The following is a 21,672-nucleotide window of genomic DNA, read 5'->3' as shown; positions in this document are numbered from 1 at the left end:
ATACCCCGTAACCTGGGGATATGCCGATCCAGGTACTGCTCGTCGACGACCACGAACTGGTCCGTCGCGGGCTCCGCGACCTTCTCGGCGACGAGCCCGACATCGAGGTCGTCGCCGAGGCGGGCAGCGTCGAAGAGGCGCTGGCGGTGGCGATGCACGTCGAGCCGGAGGTCGCGGTGGTCGACGTCCGCCTGGGCGACGGCGACGGCATCACGCTCTGCCGCGAACTGCGGTCGAAGCCGAACCCGCCGGCCTGCCTGATGCTGACCGCGTTCGACGACGAAGAGGCGATGGTCGGCGCGATCATGGCCGGGGCCGCGGGTTATCTGCTGAAGCAGGTGCGGGGACAGGACGTGGTGTATGCGGTCCGCGAGGTCGCCGCCGGGCGGTCGCTGCTGGACCCGGTGAGCACCGCGCGGGTGCTCGACAAGATGCGGCACCCGCCGACGGACGAGCTGGCGACGCTGACCGAGCGCGAGCGGGACGTGCTGGAGCTGATCGGCCAGGGCCTGTCGAACCGCGAGATCGCCGAGCGGCTGTTCCTCGCCGAGAAGACGGTCAAGAACTACGTCACGTCGGTGCTGGCGAAGCTCGGCATGCAGCGCCGGACGCAGGCCGCCGCCTGGATCGCGCGCCGGGAAAAGTAGCTCCCCGCAGCCGTCCCGTCCGCAAGCCGCCGTTCGCTGCGTACTTTTCACCTCTCGTCACGGTCCGCCACGCCCATCAGCGGTTTCGTCCTGCCAGTTTCACTCGAATGTGAGTCGAATGGGTGTTCGAAAAGCCGGTACGATCTTCAGTGAGGGCGAGGAAGGGAGGCGGGATGACCCGAGAAGGGTAGATCGCGATCAGGCAAGTGGGAGGTCGAACGCGACGAGCGTGCCGAGGCTGGGCGAGGAGTTCAGGAAGAACTTGCCGCCGGCGGCATCCGCGCGTTCGGCAAGATGGCGCAGGCCACGGGTGGCGACGCCTTGGGGGACGCCGGAACCGTTGTCCCGGACGCGGAGTTTGACGCCGCCGGAGTCCCTGGTGAGGGTCACGCGGGTTTCGCTCGCGCCGGAGTGTCTGACCACATTGGACAGAGCTTCGCGCAGGGCGGCCCGGATGTGGTCGGCGCTTTCCGCGGGGATGTCGGCGAACTCGCCGGACAGCTCCAGGGTCGGCGGAAAACCGAGCAGTTCGCCGGCGATGCGGACCTCGCCGCGCGCCGACTCGGCGAGGTCGGTGGGCGTGCCGGTGTCGTGGCGAGGCTCCGGCGACCGCAGCGCGCGCACGGTGCCCCGGATTTCCTCGATGGTCTGGTCCAGCTGGTCGATGGCGTCCGAAAGCCGCGCGCCGTCGGCTTGGGCGAACCGCTTGCGCATGTTGCGCCGAACCCGGTCGAGCTGCATCCCGGCGCCGTAGAGGCGCTGCACGATGACGTCGTGGAGTTCGCGAGCGATCCGCTCCCGCTCTTCGTAGAGCGCGACGCGGTGCCGAGCATTGGCGCCTTCGGCGAGCGCGAGCACAACCCCGGCCTGGGCGGCGAAGGCAACGAGCATCTCAACGGTCCCGGCGGAGAACGGCTCACGCCCCCGCTTCCGGTAGACGGTGAGAGCCCCGAGAACCCGCCCCCCAGAACCGAACGGCGCGGCGGCGAAGGGCCCATAGCCCTGAAGTTCGGCGGGAACGTAGGGCGCGGTCCGAGGATCGACGACGAAGTCGGCACTGGCGACGGGCTCCCCACCGCGGGCCACCCGCCCGGCGGCCGAGTCCGCGGGAAGAGCAAGGCCGCGCAGGGTTTCCGCCGCTGTGACGGTGCTTGCCGCGGTGCCCGCGGCCTGATCGCCGAGCGAGGCGCCCGGGCCGCTGGCGGGCCTTTCGGCCGCCACGCTCGCGGCGCTTGCTTCAGCGCCCACGGCCTGATCGCCAAGCGAGGCACCCGCACCGCCGGCGGGACTTCCCGCCGCCACGCTCGCAGCGCTTGCTTCAGCGCCCGCGACCTGATCGCCAAGCAAGGCACCCGCACCGCCGGCGGGACCTCCGGCCGCCGAACCTGCGCCACCACGCGCATCGGGGTCACCGGGCGCGGAACGCTCGTCGGCCTGCGTAGGCGGCGCCGGGCTGCCCGCCGCCGCACTTCCGTCGCCGGATCGTGCGCCCGCGCTGCTGCTTGCTTTAAGCCGTTCGTTGCCGAGCCTGCGACCGCGTCGCTGCCTGGGCGCGGCTCAGCCGGGGCCGCGCCGGCGGTCCGGCCTTCGGGCGATGCGAACTCACCCGCGGCCGGGTGGGCGGTGGCGTAGTGGGCGGCCTCGACCACCACCCGGCCGTCTTCGGCGCTGACCATGGCCAGGCCGAGGTCCGCGTCGGCGAGTTCGGCCGCTCGGGCGACGACCGTGTCCAGCACCGCTCCCGGGTCGTCGCCGGACAGGGCGGTGCTCGTGATCTCGGTGGCGGCGGACAGCGCCCGCGCGGCAAGCGTCGGATCCATGAGTTCCGTCATTATCGCGCGACGCTGCGGCGGCGCGCCAAGCACGCTTCGAGAATCGATCACGCCACCGGCACCCGCGTCACGATCCGGCCGTCCCGGACCTCCAGGACCACGTCCGCACCGGCGGCTTCCTCGGCGCGGTGGGTCACGTGCACGACCGTCCGGCCCGCCAGCGCCTCGCGCAACTGTGCGCGCACGGCCTGGGCGGTCGGCTCGTCGAGGTGGGCGGTCGGCTCGTCGAGCAGCACGAGCCCCGCCGACGACGCCCCGAGCAACGCCCGCGCCAGCGCGACGCGCTGCGCCTGGCCACCCGACAGTCCGCTGCCGCCACTGCCCAGCGAGGTCGACATGTCGAGATCGGCGAGCCCCGCCTGCCGCAACGCCTCCCGCAGCTCTTCGGAGGTTGCCGTCGGCCGCGCGAGCCGGAGGTTTTCCGCCACGGTGGTCCCGGCGAGCATCGGCTCCTGCGGCGCCCACGCAACCCGATCCGGCACAGCGACGACACCACACCGCGGAGCAAGAAACCCCAGCAGCGCGGCCACAAGCGTCGACTTGCCGGCACCGCTCGGCCCCACCACGGCGGCGTAGGTACCCGGCGCGAGGTCGAGGTCGACATCGCGCAGGATCACCGGCCCGCCGGGCCAGCCGAGATCGGCTCCCCGAAGCACCACGCGCTGCCCAACACCAGCCTCGACCGGCAGGCCCCGATCCGGCCCGCCGGGCCAGCCGAGAGCGGCTCCCCGAAGCACCACGCGCAGCCCAACACCAGCCTCGACCGGCAGGCTCCGATCCGCCCCGCCGCGACGGCCGGCCTCAGCCCCCTCCGTCACCACGCGCCGCCCGGCACCGACCTCTTCCGCCGCGCCGTGATGCCCGGCCTCGGCCGTATCCGATGCGACGCGCTGCCGTGCGCGCTGCAGGGTGTCCCAGTGCTGTGCCGCCGACGGCAGGAGCGCCAGGACCTCCGCCAGGGCCAGCGGCACCAATGCCACTACCGGCGCGAGCACGGCGTCGAGACTTCCCGCCGCCACCGCCTGGGCGGCCAGTGCCGTGCTGACCACCGCGCCCGCTCCGCAGGCCAGCGTGATCAACGCTTCCGCCGCGCCCACTCCGAACGCCTGGCGGCGGGCCTGCCCCACCAGGCGCGTGTCCGCCTCCGTGAGTGCGCGGCGGTGGGCGCGGTCCTTGCCGAAGGCCAGCAGTTCCGCCGCCGCCTCGAACAGCACCAAGACTCGCGACGCCACCTCGCGACGCCCTTCCGCCAGGGCCGTCGTCGCGCGGCGTTCGGCTCGCAGCGCCACCAACGGTGCGCACAGCCCCACCGCCACCGATGCCGCCAGGGCCAGACCCGCCGCGGGCAGGACCCACGTCTGCACGGCGATCGCCCCCGCCGCGACCAGCGCCACCACCAGCGGCGGTGACACCACCCGCGGCAACAAGTCGCGGACCGTGTCGACGTCGGCGACCAGGCGACGCTGTCCCTCGCCCGCGCGCAGACCTCGCGCGGGACCGAGCCGGACGAGCGAATTCCACAGCCGCACGCGGAGGCGGCCGGCGATGCGGAACGCCGCGTCGTGGGTGACCAGCCGTTCCACGTACCTCAGCCCCGCGCGCCCCAGGCCGAACGCGCGGACGCCGACCACCGCGACCGTCAGGGTCAGGATCGGCGGCTGCTGCGACGCCTTGGCGATCAGCCAGCCCGACGTCGCCGTCAGCGCCACCCCCGCCAGCAGCGCGAGCGCCCCCAGCGCCGCGCCGGCGAACAACCGTCCGTCGAGCATTGCTCGCCATGGCAAGGGCGACGCGGAAGTGTCGACAGTGGACTCAACAACACTAGGCACCGTCTCTGGCGGCAGGTCGACCGCGGCGGTGTGCTCGTGGGCCGCGATGATCGCCGCGGCGCCGCCGTCGACCGCTCGCTGGACCGCGTCGAGCACCAGGCGCGCATTGGCCTCGTCCAGGTGGGCCGTCGGCTCGTCGAGCAGGAGCAACCACGCGCCGTCGCGGACCCGGTCGAGCGCGCGGGCGACCGCGACGCGCTGACGTTGCCCCAGCGAAAGCTGAGCCACCGGCCGGTCCGCCAGCCCCGTCAGGCCGAGTTCGGCGAGCGGAGCGTCGGAGCCGATCTCCGAGCGGACCGTGCCGCTGGTGAACACCGGCGACTGCGGCACCCACGCGACCTGCTCACGCCAGCGCGCGAGGTCGGCGTCGGCGAGGTTCGTCGAGCCGACCGTGATGGCGCCGTCGTGGGCCGGGACGAAACCGAGCAGTGCCGCGAGCGTCGTCGTTTTGCCGCCGCCGCTCGGGGCACGGAGCCAGACCGTCTCGCCCGGGCGGACCGTGAACGTCTCGCCGTCCGGAGCGAACCCGCCGCGTCGCGCGACGCGCAGGGAAGACACCCGGAGTGCGCCACGCGAAGGGATCGCGGTTCCGGCCTCGAAAGCCGGCTCGGCCAGCAGATCGGCGACGCGCCGGACCGCTTCGACGCCGTCCTCGCTGGCGTGGAACGCGGCGCCGACCGCGCGCAGCGGCTGGTAGCACTCCGGCGCGAGGATCAGCACGCCGAGCCCGACGGCCAGCGGCAGGTTCCCGCCGACGAGCCGGACGCCGATCACCACCGCGACGAGCGCCACCGACAGCGTCGCGATCAGTTCGAGCACGAACGCCGAGGAAAACGCCACCTTCAACGTCTTGAGCGTCGCGCTGCGGTGGCGTTCGGACAGCTGCCGGACCGTCTCGCCCTGCGCGGCCGCGCGGCGGAACGCGGTCAGCACCGGCAGCACGCGCACGAGTTCCAGGAGCCGTTCGGACATCCGGTGCGTCGCGTCGGTCGCCCCGGCGACGCGCCCGGCCGTGTACTTGCCGACGAGGATCGCGAACATCGGCAGCAGCGGCACCGTGAGCGCGACGATCACCCCGGACGGCCAGTCGGCGAACAGGATCGCCGCGCCCGCGCCGAGCGGCACGACCGCCGTCGTCACCAACGCGGGCAGGTATTCGCGGAAGTAGGCGTCGAGCGCGTCGAGGCCGCGGGTCGTCAACGCCGTCAGCTCGCCGTGGCCGCGGCGGGCGATCCACTCCGGACCGAGGCGCAGCGCGTGGTCGACGGCCTTCGCGCGCAGCTCGCGGTGCGCGGTCGCGGCCGCGCGGGCCGAGACCGTGCGCACCGCCCAGCCGGTCAGCGCGCGCGTCACGACGAGCGCGAGCAACGCGGCCAGCTGAGCGGTGCTTCCCCCGGAACCCGCTCCGACGATCGCCGCGAGGACGTCGGCGAGCAGGAACGCCTGGGCCACCAGCGCGAGGGCGTTGAGGAAGGCGAGGAACCCCACCAGGGCCAGCGCCCGGCGCACGGCAGGCACGAGGGCTGGCAATGCGCCGAGCGGGCCCTTTCCCGGCCGCGCCGAGTCCATTGTGGACTCCGAGGCGAGAAGGGTCGCGCGTCCGGGAAGCTTGCTCATGGCGCGTGGACCGCCGGGATGTGCTGAGTGCCGATGCGCTTGCGGAACACCCAGTACGTCCAGCCCTGGTAGATCAGCACCGCGGGGGCGCCGAAGACGGCCACCCAGGACATGACGGTCAGCGTGTACGGGCTCGACGCGGCACCCGCGATGGTCAGCGTGTTGGCGGCGTCGAGCGTCGAGGGCAGCACGTTCGGGAAGAGCGCCCCGAACATGACCACCGCGGCCCCGGCGATGACGACGCCGAGCGCGGCGAACGCCTGGCCGTCGCGGTCGGCGCGCAGCCTCAGCCAGGCGACGACCGCGGCGAGAGCACTGATCCCGAACGCGAGCAGTGTCCACAGCGTGCCCGAACGCCACTGGACGACCGAGAGGAACCCGACGATCGGCAGCATGGCGATCGGGAGGAACCGAAGCGCCAGCGTACGAGCGCGTTCCCGCAGGTCACCGCTGGTTTTGAGGGCGAGGAACGCCGCGCCGTGCGTGATCGCGAAGGCGACGACCGCGACCGCGCCGAGCAGGGTGTCCCAGCGGAACGCGGCGAACGCGGAGCCGACGCGGTTGCCTTCGGCGTCGAGGGGCAGGCCGAGGACGGTGGTGGCGAGGATGAGGCCGACGCCGAGCGGCGCGACCCACGAGCCGATCATGATCACGCGATCCCAGGTGCGCCGCCAGCGCTCGGAGTCGACCTTGCCGCGGTATTCGAAGGCGACGCCGCGGCCGATGAGGGCGAGCAGCACGATCAGGAGCGGCAGGTAGGCGGCCGAGAAGAGGCCCGCGTACCAGGCGGGGAAGGCGGCGAACATCGCTCCGCCGGCGACGATGAGCCAGACCTCGTTGCCGTCCCACACGGGTCCGATGGTGTTGACCATGACGCGGCGCTCGGTGTTGTCGCGCGCGAGGACGGGCAGCAGCATGCCGACGCCGAAGTCGAAGCCTTCGAGGAAGAGGTAGCCGAGCCAGAAGAAGGCGATGACAACGAACCAGACGGTTTCGAGGGTCATCGGGTCACTCCTCGGTAGCCGTGAGTTATCCACAACCGGTCGAGTTGTCCACAGGCTGCCTGTGGGTAACTCGGCAGAGTGAAGAAGTCGATACTTTGAGTGTTCATCCAGTCCGCCCCCTCAGTACGCGAAGGCGAGCGTGTCGCCGTCGGTCTTGTCGGAGTCCTTCTTCGGTGGCGGCATCACCGCGTCGACGCCGCCGCGGATGTACTTGCGCATCAGGTACAGCTCCACCAGGCCCAGCGCCGCGTACACCGTGGTCAGCGCGATCAGGGACGTCCAGACCTCGCCCGCCGTCAGCCGCGACACCGCCTGGGCCGTGAACATCCACACCCCGTCGACGCCCGACGGGTTCGGGACGACCACGAACGGCTGACGGCCCATCTCCGTGAAGATCCAGCCCGCGCTGTTGCCCAGGAACGGCGTCGCGATGCCGCCGAGGACCAGTAGCGGGAACCAGCGGCCACCCGGAATCCGGTCGCGGCGGGTCAGCCACAGGGCCAGCAGGCCGATGCCCGCCGACACCGCGCCGAAGCCGATCATCATGCGGAAGCCCCAGTACGTCACCGGCAGGTTGGGGACGTAGTCGATCGGCTTGCCCGCCAGCGAACCCAGCTCGGGGTCGTCGGGATAGTTCGTGCCGTACTTGGCCTGGTACTCGGTGATCAGGTCCTCGACGCCCTTGACCTCGGTCTTGAAGTCGTTGTGCGCCAGGAACGAGAGCAGCGCGGGCACGTTGAACGTCTTGACGTCCTCACAGTTCGACCCCGCGACGTCGCCGATCGCGATGATCGAGAAGCTCGCCGGCTTTTCCGTGTGGCACAGCGCTTCCGCCGACGCCATCTTCATCGGCTGCTGCTCGAACATCAGCTTGCCCTGCGTGTCACCCGTGATCGCGAGGACCACGAACGCGGCGACACCGACCCAGCCACCGAGGCGCAGCGAAGTCCGCCAGACGTCCTGATGGTCGCCGCGCCGCCACAGGTGCCAGCCCGCGACGCCCACGAGGAACGCCGCCGCCACCGAGAACGCGCCGGCGAGGGTGTGCGGGATCGCGGCCAGCGCCGTGTTGTTCGTCAGCACCGCCCAGATCGAGTTCATGGTCGGCTTGCCGTTCTCGAACGTCACGCCGACCGGGTGCTGCATCCACGAGTTCGCGGCCAGGATGAAGTACGCCGACGCCATCGTGGCCAGCGAAAACGCCCACGCGCACGCCAGGTGGACCTTCTTCGGCAGCCGGTCCCAGCCGAAGATCCACAGTCCGAGGAACGTCGACTCGACGAAGAACGCGACGAGCCCTTCCATCGCGAGCGGCGCGCCGAAGACGTCGCCGACGAAGCGCGAGTACGCGCTCCAGTTCATCCCGAACTGGAACTCCTGCACGATGCCGGTCACGACGCCCATGGCGAAGTTGACCAGCAGCAGCTTGCCCCAGAACTTGGTCATCTTCAGGTGCCGCAGCTCGCCGGTGCGGACCCAGCGGGTCTGCATCGCCGCGACCAGGATCGACAGCCCGATGGTCAGCGGGACCATCAGGAAGTGGTAGACGGTGGTGATGCCGAACTGCCACCTTGCTAGCTCCAGGACCTCCACGTGGTCCAGCGTGCTCCGGGGGCGCGGCCACAGCCAGATCAAGTGGTCCCGACAAGCGCAGGACCAACGTCCTGGGTGACTACAGCTGGTCGAGCGCCGCCCGCGCTTCGTCCGTCACCGTCCGCCGCGGACCGGCCGAACCCAGCTCGAGGACGTGCTCCAGCGCCAGCGCGTACGCCGTGTCGAACGCCCGGTCCGCGGCCACCGGGAGGTCCGGGCGGACGCCGGTGCCCTCCCAGTTCTCCCCCGTCTCCGGGTGGAACGAGCGCGCGATCGACACGGTCACGTCGAGGTAGGTGTCCACCTTGTACTGCTCACGCGGGTGGGCGCCGCCGCGGGTGGCTTCCCCGACCGTCTTCGCGCGACCCTGCTGCTGGAGCGAGAACGCGAGGTCCTCGCCGCCGGAGAACGTCCGCGGCCCGGTCAGCACCCAGACCGGCTTGGTACCGCCGAACCGCAGGCCCGGGACGTACGGCAGCGTCCACATCTGGATGGTCTTGTGGTCTTCGCGCTCGTAGATGTCGAGGTAGTGGACCTGCTCGTCGACGAGGTAGGTCTGCAGCAGCGCGCTCGTGCCGGGGGTGCCGCCGCGGTTGCGGCGCACGTCCAGCAACAGGGCGTCCGTGGGCGCGAGCAGCGTCATCGCCGCCGCGATCGCGGGGCCGGCCAGCTCGGGCGGGTAGAGCATCGTCGTGTCGAGGTAGCCGACGTTGCCGGCCAGGCGCCGGACCTCGGCGATGCCGAAGCCTTCCAATTCGGCCTCGACCCGGAACCCGTCGGAGTTCATGGCCGCGTCGCCGTCTTCGGCGACCGGGTCGACGTGGTGGCGCAGGCGCAGGTGCTGGTCGCCGTTCACCGACTGCAGGTCCGTTGTGACCAGCGTCGCGAACTCCGCGTCGCCCAGCCCGTTGTACGCGCCTTCGCCGAGACGCTCGCGAAGCACTTCTGCCAGCTTCGCCGCGACGTCCGGGAAGACGTAGTGAGCTTCCAGCCGGCGGATGACCTCATTGACCTGCGCAGCACGCGCTTCAGACCCCATGGCCGCCAACCTACCGCAGCCCACAATCGAATTTTCGGTACGCCGAAGAAAATTGTGCGACGCGGCTTGATAACAAATTCATGACGGCCTGTCGGACAATTTCGCGGAAGCCATCAGCTTGCGGCGTTCCGAAACTCCCCTTTATCGTTGAAGTGAAAGGGGCGAAACATACTCATGACTTCCGCAATGGTGGCGCTGCTCACCGCGTTCGGCCTGGTCCTCGCCGTGGAGCTGCCGGACAAGACGCTGGTCGCGACCCTGGTGCTGACCACCCGTTTCCGCGGTGGTCCGGTATTCGCCGGGGTCTGCGCGGCGTTCGCCGTGCAATGCGTCATCGCGGTCGCGTTCGGCAGTGTGCTGACCCTGTTGCCGGACCTGGTCCTTTCGCTGGTGGTCGCCGCGATGTTCGGCCTCGGCTCTTTCATGCTCCTTCGCGAGGGATTCAGCGAAGCCGACGAAGCAGGCGAAGACGCTTCGCGCGTCGGCCCCGCTCCGCTGTCCTTCCTGCGCTCCGCGATGACGTCGTTCGGCGTGCTCTTCGCCGCCGAGTGGGGCGACGCCTCCCAGCTCGCGACGGCGAGCCTCGCCGCCCGCATCGGCAACCCCGTCGCCGTCGGCGTCGGCGCGTTCGCCGCGCTCATCGTCGTGGCCGGGCTCGCGGTGTTCATCGGCGGGAAGATCCGCAGCCGGATCAACCCGAAGCTGATCCAGCGCTGCGCCGGGTTCGTGTTCGCCGGGTTCGCGGCGTTCGCCCTGCTCCAGCTCGCCTTCTGACCGCTGCCTCACAGGTTCACCGGGTAACCTTTCGGAAACGAAAGGGTGGAAGCCAGGTGAACAAGCCATTGCCCGCGGTCTCGCCGTTGCACGGCCAGGTCGCGCTCGGCGGCATCGGCCTCGCCGTGGCCATCTCGATCGACCTGCACCTCCGGCTCTCCGGCCAGGTCAGCCCGATCTGGCAGACGCTGTCGGAGTACGTCTACGGCAAGCTCGGCTCGTCGTCGGCGGCTCCCCTGTTCAGCGTGATGTGCCTGGCCCTCTCGCTCGGCTCGGTCGCCCTGCTCGCCGGCATCGCGAAGGCCCACCGGCCGGGCACGACCGCCGTCTGCGTGTTGCTCGGCGTGTGGTCGACCGGCCTGCTCGTGTGCGGGCTCGTCCCCGTCGACCCGGACGGACAGGCGCGCTCGACGGCCGGGCAGGTCCACAACCTCGCCGCGCTCACGGCGTTCATCGCCCTGCCCGTGGCCGCGTTCGTGCTGACGAAGAAGGGCCGTGAGCGCTGCCCGTGGGAACCACGCCGGACGACGATCCGGCGCCTGGCCACGGCGAGCTTCGCCAGCATCGGCGTGGTGCTCGCCGGCTTCGTCGTCACGCTGATCGTCGGCCCCGCGCAGCAGGACGTCACGCTCGGCCTGTTCGAGCGGTTGCTGTTCACGATCGACGTCGCCCTGCTGCTGACCATGGTCCGGCCGCTGCTGGCGGTCTCGCGCCGCTAAGCGCGCAGGATGTCGGCCAGCCGGGCGGCGGCCGCGACGACCTGCGGGCCCACCTCGGCGGCTTTCAGCGGCTCCATCGAAACGACCCCGACGCTCGCCTTCAGCCCCGGCACGCCGCGAACCGGCGCCGCGACGCCGGACGCGCCCGCCTCCAGCTCGCCCGTCGACGTCACCCAGCCGTCGCCGCCCGGACGCAGGGACATCGCCTTGCCGGCCGCACCCGCCGTCAGCGAGTGCCGGCTCCCGACGCGGTAGGCGACGTGGAAGCTCGTCCACGACGGCTCGACGACGGCCACCGCAAGCGCTTGCGTCCCCTGGGCGACGGACAGGTGCGCGGTCGCGCCGACCTTCTCGGCCAGCTCCCGCAGCACCGGACCGGCCGCGTCCCGCAGCTGCGGGAGCACCTGCCCGGCCAGCCGGAGCAGGCCGACGCCGAGCCGGACCTTGGTGCCGTCGCGCCAGACCAGCCCGCGCTCCGACAGCGGCACGAGCAGGCGGTAGACGGCCGCGCGGCTGGCCCCGATGGCCACGGCCAGCTCGGAGATGGTCGCCGCGTCGCCACCGGCGTCGGCCACTGCCTGCAGCAGCGCCAAGCCTCGGTCGAGCGTCAGCGACCCCTCCCGGCCGGTCACAGCAAGCCGAGTTCGCCCATGTCGGCGACGGGCTGCTCGAACGAAGCCGCCGCGTACGACGCGAAGAGCGCCCGGACGGCCTTCGCGGCCTGCTCGGACAACCCGCGGGCCTCTTCGGCCAGCGCCTCGGCGTCGGTCGACTCCAGCGCACCGCGGACGTCGCCGCCGGAGAGGCTGCGCGCGGAGGCCACGAGCAGGTTCAGGAAGCCGTGGTGCACGAAGCCGGTGTCCGGATCGGTGTGCCGGACGGCGCGGTGCAGGCTGTTCGTCGCCTTGAACGAGGCGCCGGAGGACCCGCTGACCACCGCGAGGAAGTCCGCGACCTCGTCGACGTTGGGGAAGTTCTCGCCCGCCTTGCCGCCGCAGCGGATCTTCGGCCAGCTGCCGTGCTCGATGACCTTCCGCACGCCGTCCAGCCAGCCGACGCCGCGCCGCGGCTCGACGACGCGGATGACGTCCTCCGGGACGAACTCCGAGACGCGCTCCAGCCACACCTCGTCGACGTCCGACGGCGCCGGCATCTCGACCATCCGCAGCGCCAGCAGCTCGCTGCGCGACTCGACGATCGAGATCGCCTTCGGGACGCCGCCGAGACCGGTGTCGATGATCAGCGACAGGGGCAACGGCTGCTTCGGCTTGATCTTGATCAACTCGGTGATCAGCTCCGGCAACCGCGAGGCTTGACAGAGGAAAACCCCCAGTACACCGGCGTGCTCGGACTCCCGGCTCGCGAAGTGCGCGCGGAGGGCTTCGGGCATGGCCGCATCGCCGGGAGGGAACAGCGCCGAGTCGTCGACGAGCCTCGCGAACAGGGGAGGAATCCCACGGGGGCCGGGGGGCGTGAGTTCCACAGCGCTTGACACGAATGACACGCTAGTAGCGTACGACATGAGGACAAAATCGTTCGCACAGCGGACGCTTCTGAAGGGGTTGTCGATGCCTTACTACCGGCGAGTAGGTGAGATCCCGCACAAGCGGCACACCGCGTTCCGGAAGCCGGACGGCGGGCTCTACGCCGAGGAGCTGATGGGCGTCGAAGGCTTCTCCGCCGACTCCGCGCTGCTGTACCACCGAGGCCTGCCCACGGCGATCGTCGACGCCGTGGCGGTCGAGGAGGACCGCGGGACGCTGACGCCGAACCACCCGCTCAAGCCGCGGGCCTACCGGACGCAGGACCTCAAGTTCGGCGCCGAGGCCGACGCGGTGACGGACCGGCGGCGGCTGTTCGGCAACAACGACGTGACCATCGGGTTCGTCACGGCGACCGCGCCCAGCCCGCTCTACCGCAACGCGGCCGGCGACGAGCTGTTCTACGTCCAGGGCGGCTCCGCGACCGTCGAGACGATCTACGGCAGCCTCGAGATCGGCGACGGCGACTACCTCGTGCTCCCGACGTCGTGCACCTACCGCGTCGTCCCCCACGGCGAGGTCGGCCTCTTCATCCTCGAGGCGCGCGGGCACATCGGGCCGCCGAAGCGGTACCTGTCGGCGAAGGGCCAGTTCCTGGAGCACTCGCCGTACTGCGAGCGCGACGTCCGCGGGCCGTCGTCGCCGCTGGTCGTGGACGGCGAGGACGTCGACGTGCTCGTGCGGCACCGCGCGGGCCTGACGCGCTACACGTACGCGACGCACCCCTTCGACGTCGTCGGCTGGGACGGCTGCCTGTACCCGTGGGCCTTCAACATCGACGACTTCGAGCCGATCACCGGCCGCGTGCACCAGCCGCCGCCGGTGCACCAGACGTTCGAGGGCCCGAACTTCGTCGTCTGCTCCTTCTGCCCGCGGAAGGTCGACTACCACGAGGACTCGATCCCGGTGCCGTACAACCACGCGAACGTCGACTCCGACGAGCTGATGTTCTACGTACGCGGCAACTACGAGGCCCGCAAGGGCTCCGGGATCGGCGTCGGCTCGCTGTCGCTGCACCCGTCGGGCTTCACGCACGGCCCGCAGCCGGGCGCGGCGGAGGCGTCGATCGGCGCGGAGTTCTTCGACGAGACCGCCGTCATGGTCGACACGTTCGCGCCGCTGGAGCTCGGCGAGGCCGCCGACGCGTCCGAAGACCCCGGCTACGCGTGGACGTGGTCGCGTCGCGGCCCTAAGGGATAGTCAAGTTCCCGAATTACCGTCCCGCTCCCGTTCCGCTGCCGGATAATGGCATTTCCGGCGGCGGATCGGGGAGGATTCGATGATCAATTCCCAACCAGCACGGCGCAAGAGAAAGTTTCTCCCGTTCCTGGCCGCGATCCTGGTCGCCGCCGGCTTGATCGTCGGAATCCGGTATTGGACCAGCGACTCGGCCGACGAGGCGGACGAGCCGAAATGCACGGGCTCGGACGCCATCGCACTCACCGTCGCGTCGTCCCCGGAAAAGGTCGGAATAGTCCAGGAAGCCGCGAAGGCCTACTCCGGACGGACCGTCGCCGGCCACTGCGTCGACGTCGTCGTGAAGTCGAAGTCGTCGGGCATCGCGATGCAGGCGCTGGCGAACGGCTGGAACGAGGCCACCGACGGCCCGCGCCCGGACGTCTGGACGCCGGCCGCGAGCGGCTGGGTCAACCTGCTGCGCGTCAACGCGAAGGGCGACTCGGCGTCGATCGTGCCGGACGGGGACCCGCAGTCGATCGCGAACTCGCCGCTGACCGTCGCGATGCCGAAGCCGATGGCCGAGGCGCTGGGCTGGCCGGCCAAGCCGATCGGCTGGAAGGACCTCGCCACGCTGGCGACCGACCCGGCCGGCTGGGCGAAGTACGGCCACCCGGAGTGGGGCAAGTTCCGGCTCGGCAAGACGAACCCGAACATCTCGACCGCGGGGCTGAACGCGACCATCGGCGCTTACTACGCGGCGACCGGCACGTCGTCCGACCTCACCGCGGCCGCGCTCGAGAAGCCCGAGGCGAAGCAGTTCGTCACGAACATCGAGCAGGCGATCGTGCACTACGGCGACAACACGCTGACCTTCCTGACGAACCTGCAGAAGGCCGACGACCGCGGCGCGGCGCTGTCCTACATCTCGGCGGTGACCGTCGAGGAGAGCTCGCTGATCGGCTACAACCAGGGCAACCCGACGAACGACCCGGCGAAGGTCGGCCAGCACGCGCCGCCGAAGGTGCCGCTCGTCGCGATCTACCCGGCGGACGGCACGCTCAACTCCGACCACCCGTTCGTCACGCTGAACTGGGCCGACGCGACGCGCAAGCAGATCGCCACCGACTTCCTGGGCTATCTGCGCGGCCCGGAGACGCAGCAGAAGTTCGCCGCGCTGGGCTTCCGCTCGTTCGACGGTCAGCCGGGCGCGCAGGTCACGACCCAGAACGGCGCCCAGCCGGACGCGAAGATCAGCTTCCTGCGGCCGCCGTCGCCGACGGTGCTCTCGAAGCTGCTGACGACGTGGACCGAGCTGCGCAAGAAGGCGAACGTGCTGCTGGTCGTGGACGTCTCGGGCTCGATGGGCGACGAGGTCAAGGGCACCGGGAAGAGCAAGATCGACCTGGCCAAGCAGGCCGCGATCGACGCGCTCGGCCAGTTCGTGCCGCGCGACCAGGTCGGGCTCTGGCAGTTCTCGACCCACCTCGACGGCGACCGGGACTACCAGGAGCTGGTCCCGGTGCAGGCGCTCGGGAACAGCGGCAAGGAGACGCTGGCGTCGCGGCTCGGCGGGCTGACGCCGCAGGCGGGCACCGGGCTCTACGACTCTTCGCAGGCCGCGTACGAGTACATGAAGGCGCACATCGACCCGTCGGCGATCAACGCGGTCGTGGTGCTGACCGACGGACGCAACGAGGACTCCGGCGGCGTCGACCTCGATCACCTGCTGCCGCAGCTGCGGCCGGAGGGCAACGCGGAGACGGTCCGGCTGTTCACGATCGCTTACGGCTCGGACGCCGACCAGGGCGTGCTGAAGCAGATCGCCGAAGCGACCGAGGGATCGGAGTACGATTCGTCCAAACCGGACTCGATCAACCAGGTGTTCACCTCAGTGATTTCGAATTTCTGACATGAAGTTCGCCCGTGAGCTCGCCGAACCGTGGGGGCTGCTGCTGGCCGCCACATCGGCGGGCGTGGCGTGGGCCGTGCAGCTGCCGGTGCTCGTCGCCATCCTGATCGGGGTGGCGGTCCTGGCCGCGCGCGCGGGCGTGGCTTCGCTGGGCCGGGAGCAGGAGCCGGCCCGCCGGGAAGCGCGCGTGCTCGACGTCGCCGCGGGTTCTCCCGAGGAGAACTGGCTGCGCCGGGCCGAGGGCGCGGCCGACGGGTTCGCGTCGCTGAGCGCGTCCCTCGACTCCGGTCCGCTGGCCGACCGCGTCGCGGACATGGAACCGGTGGTCCAGGAGACGCTGGCCACGCTCCGGCGCCTCGCCGGGCGCGCGTCGGCGACCGGGAAGGCGTTGTCCCGCGTCGACCTCGCCGCTGTGACGCGGGAGCGGCGCCGGCTGGAGCAGTCGCTGAGCTCGGCGCGCGAGGAGGTCCGCGGAGATCTGGAGCAGGCGCTGACGGCGGTCCAGGCCCAGGCGGACGTGCACGCACGGCTTTCGAGCGCGAGCGACAAGCTGCTGGCCCAGCTGCAGTCGGGCGCACTGGGCCTGGACAGCCTGGTGGCGCGCGTCGCGGAGCTGACGGCGGCGACGACGGACGTCGCGGTGGACACGGGCGCGGTGCGGGAGCTGAGCGACCAGCTGGAGGGCATCCGGCAGGGCGTGCTCGAGACCGAGCAGGCGACGCGGAAGTCGCTGGGTTGACCGGTGGTGTGAACTTTTGTCCATGAAGGCAGAGCCACGTTCGATCGCGCGCAGTCAGTGGGTCCTGGAAGCGAAGGGCGTCGACGACGAGCCCGTGCCACCATCGGTGCTCGCCGAGTGGCGGCGCTACCAGCGGTCTTCGTGGGCCGCCCGGCGCCGGCATTCGATCGTCGAGGTGACGAGCCTGGTCGTGACCGCCACGATTCCCGCGCTCGCGGCGTTCGCCTTGGACGTGCGGCTCATCGCCGCGGTCGGGTCGCTCGCGGTGCTGATCAACGGGCTCCGGGCGCTGGGTGGGTACAAGGAGAACTGGACCAGCCGGACCCGGGCGCGCTACGCGATCGAGAAGGAGATCGCGCTGTTCGCGGCCAAGCACGACGCGTACGCCACCTCCGGCGCGGCGGCGGTGCTGGTGGAGACGGTCGAGGAGATCTGCGCCGGAGAACGCGACGGCTGGGTGGCGCTGCGGCTGTCGTACGGCAAGACCCGCGAGAACGCTTTGACGAGTTAGTTCTGTCCGGGGAAGCCGGTCCACCGTTACGAACACGCCGCAGGCGATCACCGCACTCGCTGGCCACCCGCGGCCCCGACCTCACGGGCAAGTACACCTAGCTCGCCCAGCCAGGCAGCCAGGTGGCGCCGGCCCGGGCACCCGGCCTCAGGTGGGCACGGAGCTCGGCGAGCGCGGGGTGCGCGTTGCCCCGGCGCCAAACCAGCGAGTGGGGATAAACGGGCGTCGGATTCTCGATCGGCACGCGCCGCAAGTCGTGCCCGGCCGGCCACAGGATCCGGCTCCGGGCCCCGACCAGGGTGGCCACGTCCGCCGACTCCGCGATCGTGTCGAGCACGACCTCGGTGCCGAAATTGGGCCCGGCAGCGTCGATCGACAGTCCGAACGCGGCCGCGAACTCGGCGTAGTACGTGCCCCACTCGGTTCCGGGCACCACGCCGGGCATCCAGATCCGGTGCCCGGCCAGCTCCGCCGGAGTCACCGACGACAACGCGGCCAGCGGGTGCGCGGGTCCGCACAGCAACTGGAGCGGCTCGTCGAACACCCGCTGCGCGTCGAGGTCGTCGGGCAACTCGACGACCGCGCGGAACGACGCATCGACCGAGCCGGCCCGGATCGCGGCGGTCGCGGTGTCAAAGAGCGTCACGACCTCCAACGCGACCTCCGGGTGAGTCTCGTGGAATTCGCGCAACAACCCCGCCGGGCACAGCCGCCGTCCGATGACGTCGACACGGAGCGGGCCGGTGCGGACCGACGCGAGCGCTCGCGCCTCGGCCAGAAGCAGCTCGCGGGCGTGCGGCAGGAACGCCTCGCCCTCACCGGTGAGCACGGCTCCGCGCGCGGTGCGCGTGAACAACCGCGCCCCGAGCGACTTCTCCAGTGCGGCGATGCGCTTCGACACGGCTTGTTGCGTGATCGAGAGATCGACCGCGGCGTCCTGAAACCGGCCCGCCTCCGCGGCGGCGGCGAACGTACGCACGGCATCGAGGTCCACAGCGGACGACTCTAGGTTCACAACGTCGTGTTGTGGCTCGCCGCCGTGTCGGTTGTTTGCTTCGCCGGGTCGTTCCCCGCTTTGATCCTTCGGTGATGCGCAGGCGGCTCGGGCGGCGGTTCAGGTGGCTGTGGACGGCTTACGCCGTGAGCGCGTTCGGTACCTGGCTCGGCTTCGGGGCCTTTCCCATGCTGGCGATCCTCGTGCTGCACGCCGGGCCCGCGGCCGTCTCGGCGCTCGCCGCCGTCGGGCCGGCTGTCGGGGCGCTGGTGGCCGTTCCGCTGGGGCCTTGGGTCGATCGGCGGCCGAAGCGGCCCGTGCTGGTGGCCATGGACCTCGTCCGGTTCGGCGCGCTGATCAGCGTGCCCGCCTTCTACGCGCTCGGGTCGCTGAGTTTCGTCCAGCTGCTCGTCGTCTCGGTGGTCGTCGCCGCGGCGGACATCACCTTCACCTCGGCGAGCGGTGCCTACCTGAAGGGGATCGTGGCGCCCGAAGACCTGCTCGTCGCGAACGGGCGGTTCGAGTCGACGAGCTGGACGGCCACCGCACTCGGCCCGCCGCTCGGCGGGGCCGCCTTCGCGCTCTTCGGGCCGGTGACGTCGGTGGCCGCCAACGCCGTCAGCTTCCTGCTCTCCGCGCTCGGGATCCGGGCGATCAGCGGCGGCGAGCCAAGGCCGCGGCAGACCTCTCGCCTGCGGGCGCGTGACTTGGCCGAAGGGTGGCGCACGATCCTTACCCACCCCGGGCTGCGGCCGCTCTACTTCAACGTTCTGGTGTTCAACGGCCTCGTCATGGGGACCGAGCCGCTGCTGGCCGTGCTGATGCTGAACCAGCTCGGCTTCACGCCGTGGCAGTACGGGCTCGCGTTCGCGGTCCCGTGCCTCGGTGGGCTCGCCGGGTCGCGGCTGACCCCGCGGCTCGTCCGGCGGTTCGGCAGGCACCCCGTCCTGGTCACGGCCGGCGCCGTCCGGGCGTGCTGGCTGCTCGCGCTGGCCTTCCTGCCGGGCGGCACCGGCGGGCTGGTCTTCGTGATGGTCGTCGAACTCGGCTTGATCGTCTCCTGCAGCGTGTTCAACCCGGTGCTCGCCACCTATCGGCTCGAGCAGCTCCCGGCGGACCGCGTCGCGAGCACGCTCTCGGCGTGGTCGGTCAGCACCAAGGCGTCGATCGCCACGCTGACCGCGCTCTGGGGCGTGCTCGCGAGCTTCACCGGTCCGCGCGTCGCGATCGGTGTCGCCGGGGTGCTGATCCTGGTGACGCCGCTGCTGCTGCCGCGTCGCGACCGGACGCCCGCTCAGCCCAGCCAGACCGTGCCCAGCACCGGATAGCCCGGCACGCCCGCCTTCGCCGCGCCCGGCCGGGGGACGCCCGCGATCCACAGACGGCCCGTCGCGGATATGTTCGCCGCCATCGACGGGTCGGCCTTGTGCAGGCGGAAGCCGACCACCGTTCCGTCGGCGAGCATCGTCAGGCCGCTCAGGCGGGCCGCGCCGTGGCGGCCCATGCGGACCGGGCCGTCGAGGACCGCGCGCAGCTCCGTCCAGTGGTCCGCCGGCAGCGGGCGCCGGTAGGTCAGCGCTCGCAGCGCGGTCGCGAGCGCGCCCAGCAGCGCACCGGCCATGACGGTCAGCGCGACCCACTTCGTCACCGGGAAGTCGAACCGCACCCACACCGCGAACCCGGCCAGGACCAGCAGGAACGCCGCCATCGCGCGCAACTCGCGGGCGATCCGGCGGCGGTGCGCGGCCAGCACGGGGTCGAGCCGCGGCGAACCGGAGGTCACCGGGGCCGGCACGGCCACCGCACCCGACGGCGGCGCGTCGACGATCCGGGCGCGACGCACCCGCACGACGCCGGAGAAGCCGACGAACACCTTCGGGCCACGCCCGAGCAGCCACACGCGCCGGTGTCCGGCCAGCAGCAGCCGGTACGTCTCGTCGAGGCGGACGCGCAGCCAGCGGCCGTCCGGCAGGCGGATGCCGACCGTCCGCCCGGCGGCGACCAGCGCGTCCGGCGCGATGTCGACCTGCCGGAACGGTTCGCGCTTCAGCCGCGTCTCGGGCACCCAGAGGTGCGCGCGGTAGAGCCACCACGCCACGACCGAGCCGGCCAGCGCGATCGTGCCGAGCGGCAACGCGATCCCGGCGCCCGTGAAGAACTGGGCGATCCCGAACACCGGCAGGACCCAGGTCAGCAGGCGTCCGTTCGCCGCGGTGCGGCCGATCCGGTCGAGGTACTCGCCGAAGATCGGCAGCGCGCCCGAGGGCATGGCGGGGTCGAGCTCGAACGCGGGCACGCGTTCGGGAACCGGAACGATCTGCACGCTGGCCCCCACCGTGTCGACACTGGTCACCGGACTTTTCGGAATTTTGCACGACCGCGTTACCGGTACTCCGTTCAGCGGAACGCCCGCGTGACCCGGACCGCGAACGAGCGACTATCCAGACCGCGACATTCAGGTTAGGCTCACCTAAGTAGGAGGTGAGCCGTGACCGAGGCCCCGACATCCATCCGCCGCCCGCCGGCGCCGAACCCCGCCGAGCGCGCGAAGACGATCGCCACTCGCAACGGGCCGGCGTCGCTCATGCCGACCTGCGGACGCGCCGGTCTCGACAGCGAGCGCGTCGTCCCGGTCCTGCACCACGTGCACCACAGCGGGAGCGTCAGCGTGCTGCTGCCCGACGACCACCCGATGGTCCACGCGGCCGAGCAGACGCAGCGCGGCGAGCTGGCCGTGATGGTCGAGCTCGCCGACCAGGCGCCGGTCGACCTGCGCGAGCCGATCCGCGGGCTGCTGTGGATCACCGGCTGGCTGCGGCCGCTCTCACCGGTGTCGGCCCGCGCGCGGGCGATCGCGATCGCCGAGTCACGGCCGGACGAACGGCTCCTCGACGTCGGCCACGGCATGACCCTGCTGCGGCTCACCCCGGCGTCGCTCGTGCTCGCGGACGCCGAAGGCACGCACTCGCTGCGCCCGCACACGTTCAGCGCGGCGCCGCCGGATCCGTTCCACGACTACGAAGCCCACTGGCTGCGGCACCTGGAGAGCGATCACTCCGACGTCGTCGAGCAGCTGGCCAAGCACCTGCCGGCGGACCTGCGCGGCGGCCGGATCCGTCCGCTCGGGCTCGACCGGTTCGGGCTGCGGCTGCGCGTCGAGTCCGACGCGGGCGACCACGACGTCCGGCTGGCGTTCTCGAAGTCCGTCGACAGCCCGCCGCAGCTCGCGGTGGAGCTGCGGCGGCTGGTCGGCTGCCCGTTCCTGCGGGGTGCGTCAGGCTAGTTCGGCGGGGAAGCCGCCCTTGGCCAGCGGGCCCCAGCTCTCGATCGTCACGCGGATGATGCTCTTGCCCTGCTTCACCATGGCTTCGCGGTATTCGTCCCAGTCCGGGTGTTCGCCCGAAATGCTGCGGAAGTAGTCCACGAGCGGCTCGACGGAGTCCGGGATGTCCAGCACCTCGGCGGTGCCGTTGAGCTGCACCCACTGGTCGTTCCACTCGTCGGACAGGATGCAGGCCGAGACCTGCGGGTTGCGCTTGATGTTCACGATCTTGGCGCGCTTCGGGTAGGTCGAGATGACCAGCCTGCCCTCGGCGTCGACGCCGCACGTGACCGGCGAGAGCTGCGGGCCGCCGTCGGCCTTCGTGGTCAGCAGGATCGCGCGGTGGCGGGTGGACAGGAACTCGACCAGCGCGGCGCGGTCGACGGTTTCGTTGGTGGCGATGCTCCTCGGCATACCCCGAAG

At 71.3% G+C, this 21,672-nt stretch carries 19 protein-coding genes and 1 pseudogene; 9 read left to right on the top strand and 11 right to left on the bottom strand.

The features are described 5' to 3' along the window. Positions 1 to 20 precede the first annotated feature (20 nt). The gene (locus tag AA23TX_RS41645; protein WP_155548437.1) at positions 21 to 647 is read left to right on the top strand and encodes a response regulator; all 627 of its coding nucleotides are present in this window, start codon (positions 21 to 23) and stop codon (positions 645 to 647) included. 198 nt (positions 648 to 845) lie between these two features. Here the strand turns inward: AA23TX_RS41645 and AA23TX_RS41640 are convergent, their stop codons facing one another. The 6 genes and pseudogenes from AA23TX_RS41640 to AA23TX_RS41615 all read right to left on the bottom strand — a co-directional run bounded on the left by AA23TX_RS41640 (position 846) and on the right by AA23TX_RS41615 (position 9,561). After that, entirely contained in the window at positions 846 to 1,895 is a 1,050-nt protein-coding gene (locus AA23TX_RS41640; RefSeq protein WP_230863042.1) for a GAF domain-containing sensor histidine kinase, read from the bottom strand. A 373-nt stretch (positions 1,896 to 2,268) separates the two neighbouring features. Further along, positions 2,269 to 2,467, bottom strand: a pseudogene (locus tag AA23TX_RS50570) (GAF domain-containing sensor histidine kinase); the annotation flags it as partial. Positions 2,468 to 2,526: 59 nt separating this feature from the next. After that, the gene (gene cydD / locus AA23TX_RS41630; RefSeq protein ID WP_155549412.1) at positions 2,527 to 5,877 is read right to left on the bottom strand and encodes a thiol reductant ABC exporter subunit CydD; all 3,351 of its coding nucleotides are present in this window, start codon (positions 5,875 to 5,877) and stop codon (positions 2,527 to 2,529) included. Between the two features lie 44 nt (positions 5,878 to 5,921). After that, positions 5,922 to 6,929, bottom strand: coding sequence for a cytochrome d ubiquinol oxidase subunit II (cydB, locus tag AA23TX_RS41625; protein WP_155548436.1), 1,008 nt, complete (start codon positions 6,927 to 6,929; stop codon positions 5,922 to 5,924). A 120-nt stretch (positions 6,930 to 7,049) separates the two neighbouring features. Continuing rightward, positions 7,050 to 8,522 (bottom strand): cytochrome ubiquinol oxidase subunit I, encoded by a 1,473-nt coding sequence (locus AA23TX_RS41620; protein ID WP_155548435.1) that lies wholly within the window; start codon positions 8,520 to 8,522, stop codon positions 7,050 to 7,052. A gap of 79 nt (positions 8,523 to 8,601) precedes the next feature. Further along, entirely contained in the window at positions 8,602 to 9,561 is a 960-nt protein-coding gene (locus tag AA23TX_RS41615) for a S41 family peptidase (RefSeq protein ID WP_155548434.1), read from the bottom strand. Between the two features lie 186 nt (positions 9,562 to 9,747). Between AA23TX_RS41615 and AA23TX_RS41610 the strand changes: the two genes are divergently transcribed. Then, a complete protein-coding gene (locus AA23TX_RS41610) occupies positions 9,748 to 10,335 on the top strand; it encodes a TMEM165/GDT1 family protein (protein ID WP_155549411.1) in 588 nt (195 codons plus the stop codon). A 56-nt stretch (positions 10,336 to 10,391) separates the two neighbouring features. Continuing rightward, complete coding sequence (locus tag AA23TX_RS41605; protein WP_155548433.1) at positions 10,392 to 11,054, top strand: DUF998 domain-containing protein; 663 nt, start codon at positions 10,392 to 10,394, stop codon at positions 11,052 to 11,054. Here AA23TX_RS41605 and AA23TX_RS41600 read toward each other — a convergent pair. Both AA23TX_RS41600 and AA23TX_RS41595 read right to left on the bottom strand, forming a co-directional pair. Continuing rightward, positions 11,051 to 11,686, bottom strand: a complete 636-nt coding sequence (locus tag AA23TX_RS41600; RefSeq protein WP_155548432.1) for an IclR family transcriptional regulator — start codon at positions 11,684 to 11,686, stop codon at positions 11,051 to 11,053. The genes AA23TX_RS41605 and AA23TX_RS41600 overlap by 4 nt on opposite strands. Beyond that, complete coding sequence (locus tag AA23TX_RS41595; RefSeq protein ID WP_277875494.1) at positions 11,683 to 12,537, bottom strand: hypothetical protein; 855 nt, start codon at positions 12,535 to 12,537, stop codon at positions 11,683 to 11,685. The genes AA23TX_RS41600 and AA23TX_RS41595 overlap by 4 nt, the downstream gene beginning before the upstream one ends. Before the next feature lie 85 nt (positions 12,538 to 12,622). On the opposite strand from AA23TX_RS41595, the gene AA23TX_RS41590 reads away from it, so the two are divergent. The 4 genes from AA23TX_RS41590 (at position 12,623) to AA23TX_RS41575 (ending at position 16,933) form a co-directional block, all read left to right on the top strand. Then, complete coding sequence (locus AA23TX_RS41590; protein ID WP_155548430.1) at positions 12,623 to 13,795, top strand: homogentisate 1,2-dioxygenase; 1,173 nt, start codon at positions 12,623 to 12,625, stop codon at positions 13,793 to 13,795. A 79-nt stretch (positions 13,796 to 13,874) separates the two neighbouring features. Continuing rightward, positions 13,875 to 15,683, top strand: coding sequence for a substrate-binding and VWA domain-containing protein (locus AA23TX_RS41585; RefSeq protein ID WP_155548429.1), 1,809 nt, complete (start codon positions 13,875 to 13,877; stop codon positions 15,681 to 15,683). Between the two features lies 1 nt (position 15,684). After that, on the top strand, positions 15,685 to 16,422 hold the full coding sequence (locus tag AA23TX_RS41580; RefSeq protein WP_155548428.1) for a hypothetical protein: 738 nt from the start codon (positions 15,685 to 15,687) through the stop codon (positions 16,420 to 16,422). Between the two features lie 22 nt (positions 16,423 to 16,444). Next, complete coding sequence (locus AA23TX_RS41575; RefSeq protein WP_155548427.1) at positions 16,445 to 16,933, top strand: DUF4231 domain-containing protein; 489 nt, start codon at positions 16,445 to 16,447, stop codon at positions 16,931 to 16,933. A gap of 97 nt (positions 16,934 to 17,030) precedes the next feature. Here AA23TX_RS41575 and AA23TX_RS41570 read toward each other — a convergent pair whose 3' ends face one another. Then, a complete protein-coding gene (locus tag AA23TX_RS41570) occupies positions 17,031 to 17,927 on the bottom strand; it encodes a LysR family transcriptional regulator (RefSeq protein ID WP_155548426.1) in 897 nt (298 codons plus the stop codon). A gap of 92 nt (positions 17,928 to 18,019) precedes the next feature. On the opposite strand from AA23TX_RS41570, the gene AA23TX_RS41565 reads away from it, so the two are divergent. Continuing rightward, positions 18,020 to 19,255 (top strand): MFS transporter, encoded by a 1,236-nt coding sequence (locus tag AA23TX_RS41565; RefSeq protein ID WP_155548425.1) that lies wholly within the window; start codon positions 18,020 to 18,022, stop codon positions 19,253 to 19,255. Here AA23TX_RS41565 and AA23TX_RS41560 read toward each other — a convergent pair. Continuing rightward, positions 19,222 to 20,280: a hypothetical protein gene (locus tag AA23TX_RS41560; protein WP_230863041.1), complete on the bottom strand. Its 1,059-nt coding sequence runs from the start codon at positions 20,278 to 20,280 to the stop codon at positions 19,222 to 19,224. The genes AA23TX_RS41565 and AA23TX_RS41560 overlap by 34 nt on opposite strands. Positions 20,281 to 20,415: 135 nt before the next feature. Between AA23TX_RS41560 and AA23TX_RS41555 the strand changes: the two genes are divergently transcribed. After that, on the top strand, positions 20,416 to 21,210 hold the full coding sequence (locus tag AA23TX_RS41555) for a DUF2470 domain-containing protein (protein ID WP_155548424.1): 795 nt from the start codon (positions 20,416 to 20,418) through the stop codon (positions 21,208 to 21,210). Here the strand turns inward: AA23TX_RS41555 and AA23TX_RS41550 are convergent. Further along, positions 21,202 to 21,663: a PPOX class F420-dependent oxidoreductase gene (locus AA23TX_RS41550; RefSeq protein ID WP_155548423.1), complete on the bottom strand. Its 462-nt coding sequence runs from the start codon at positions 21,661 to 21,663 to the stop codon at positions 21,202 to 21,204. The two genes, AA23TX_RS41555 and AA23TX_RS41550, sit on opposite strands and share 9 nt — an antisense overlap. Positions 21,664 to 21,672: the final 9 nt, after the last annotated feature.

It is taken from the genome of Amycolatopsis camponoti (assembly GCF_902497555.1).
Taxonomy (GTDB): domain Bacteria; phylum Actinomycetota; class Actinomycetes; order Mycobacteriales; family Pseudonocardiaceae; genus Amycolatopsis; species Amycolatopsis camponoti.
This window is presented reverse-complemented; position numbering and strand designations above follow the sequence as displayed.

What these genes read in the sequence shown, in the direction of transcription:
- AA23TX_RS41550 (WP_155548423.1), bottom strand. Translation starts at nt 21,663, where the DNA reads ATGCCGAGGAGCATCGCCACCAACGAAACCGTCGACCGCGCCGCGCTG.
- AA23TX_RS41585 (WP_155548429.1), top strand. Translation starts at nt 13,875, where the DNA reads ATGATCAATTCCCAACCAGCACGGCGCAAGAGAAAGTTTCTCCCGTTC.
- AA23TX_RS41575 (WP_155548427.1), top strand. Translation starts at nt 16,445, where the DNA reads ATGAAGGCAGAGCCACGTTCGATCGCGCGCAGTCAGTGGGTCCTGGAA.
- AA23TX_RS41580 (WP_155548428.1), top strand. Translation starts at nt 15,685, where the DNA reads ATGAAGTTCGCCCGTGAGCTCGCCGAACCGTGGGGGCTGCTGCTGGCC.
- cydD (WP_155549412.1), bottom strand. Translation starts at nt 5,877, where the DNA reads ATGGACTCGGCGCGGCCGGGAAAGGGCCCGCTCGGCGCATTGCCAGCC.
- cydB (WP_155548436.1), bottom strand. Translation starts at nt 6,929, where the DNA reads ATGACCCTCGAAACCGTCTGGTTCGTTGTCATCGCCTTCTTCTGGCTC.
- AA23TX_RS41610 (WP_155549411.1), top strand. Translation starts at nt 9,748, where the DNA reads ATGGTGGCGCTGCTCACCGCGTTCGGCCTGGTCCTCGCCGTGGAGCTG.
- AA23TX_RS41645 (WP_155548437.1), top strand. Translation starts at nt 21, where the DNA reads ATGCCGATCCAGGTACTGCTCGTCGACGACCACGAACTGGTCCGTCGC.
- AA23TX_RS41590 (WP_155548430.1), top strand. Translation starts at nt 12,623, where the DNA reads ATGCCTTACTACCGGCGAGTAGGTGAGATCCCGCACAAGCGGCACACC.
- AA23TX_RS41615 (WP_155548434.1), bottom strand. Translation starts at nt 9,561, where the DNA reads ATGGGGTCTGAAGCGCGTGCTGCGCAGGTCAATGAGGTCATCCGCCGG.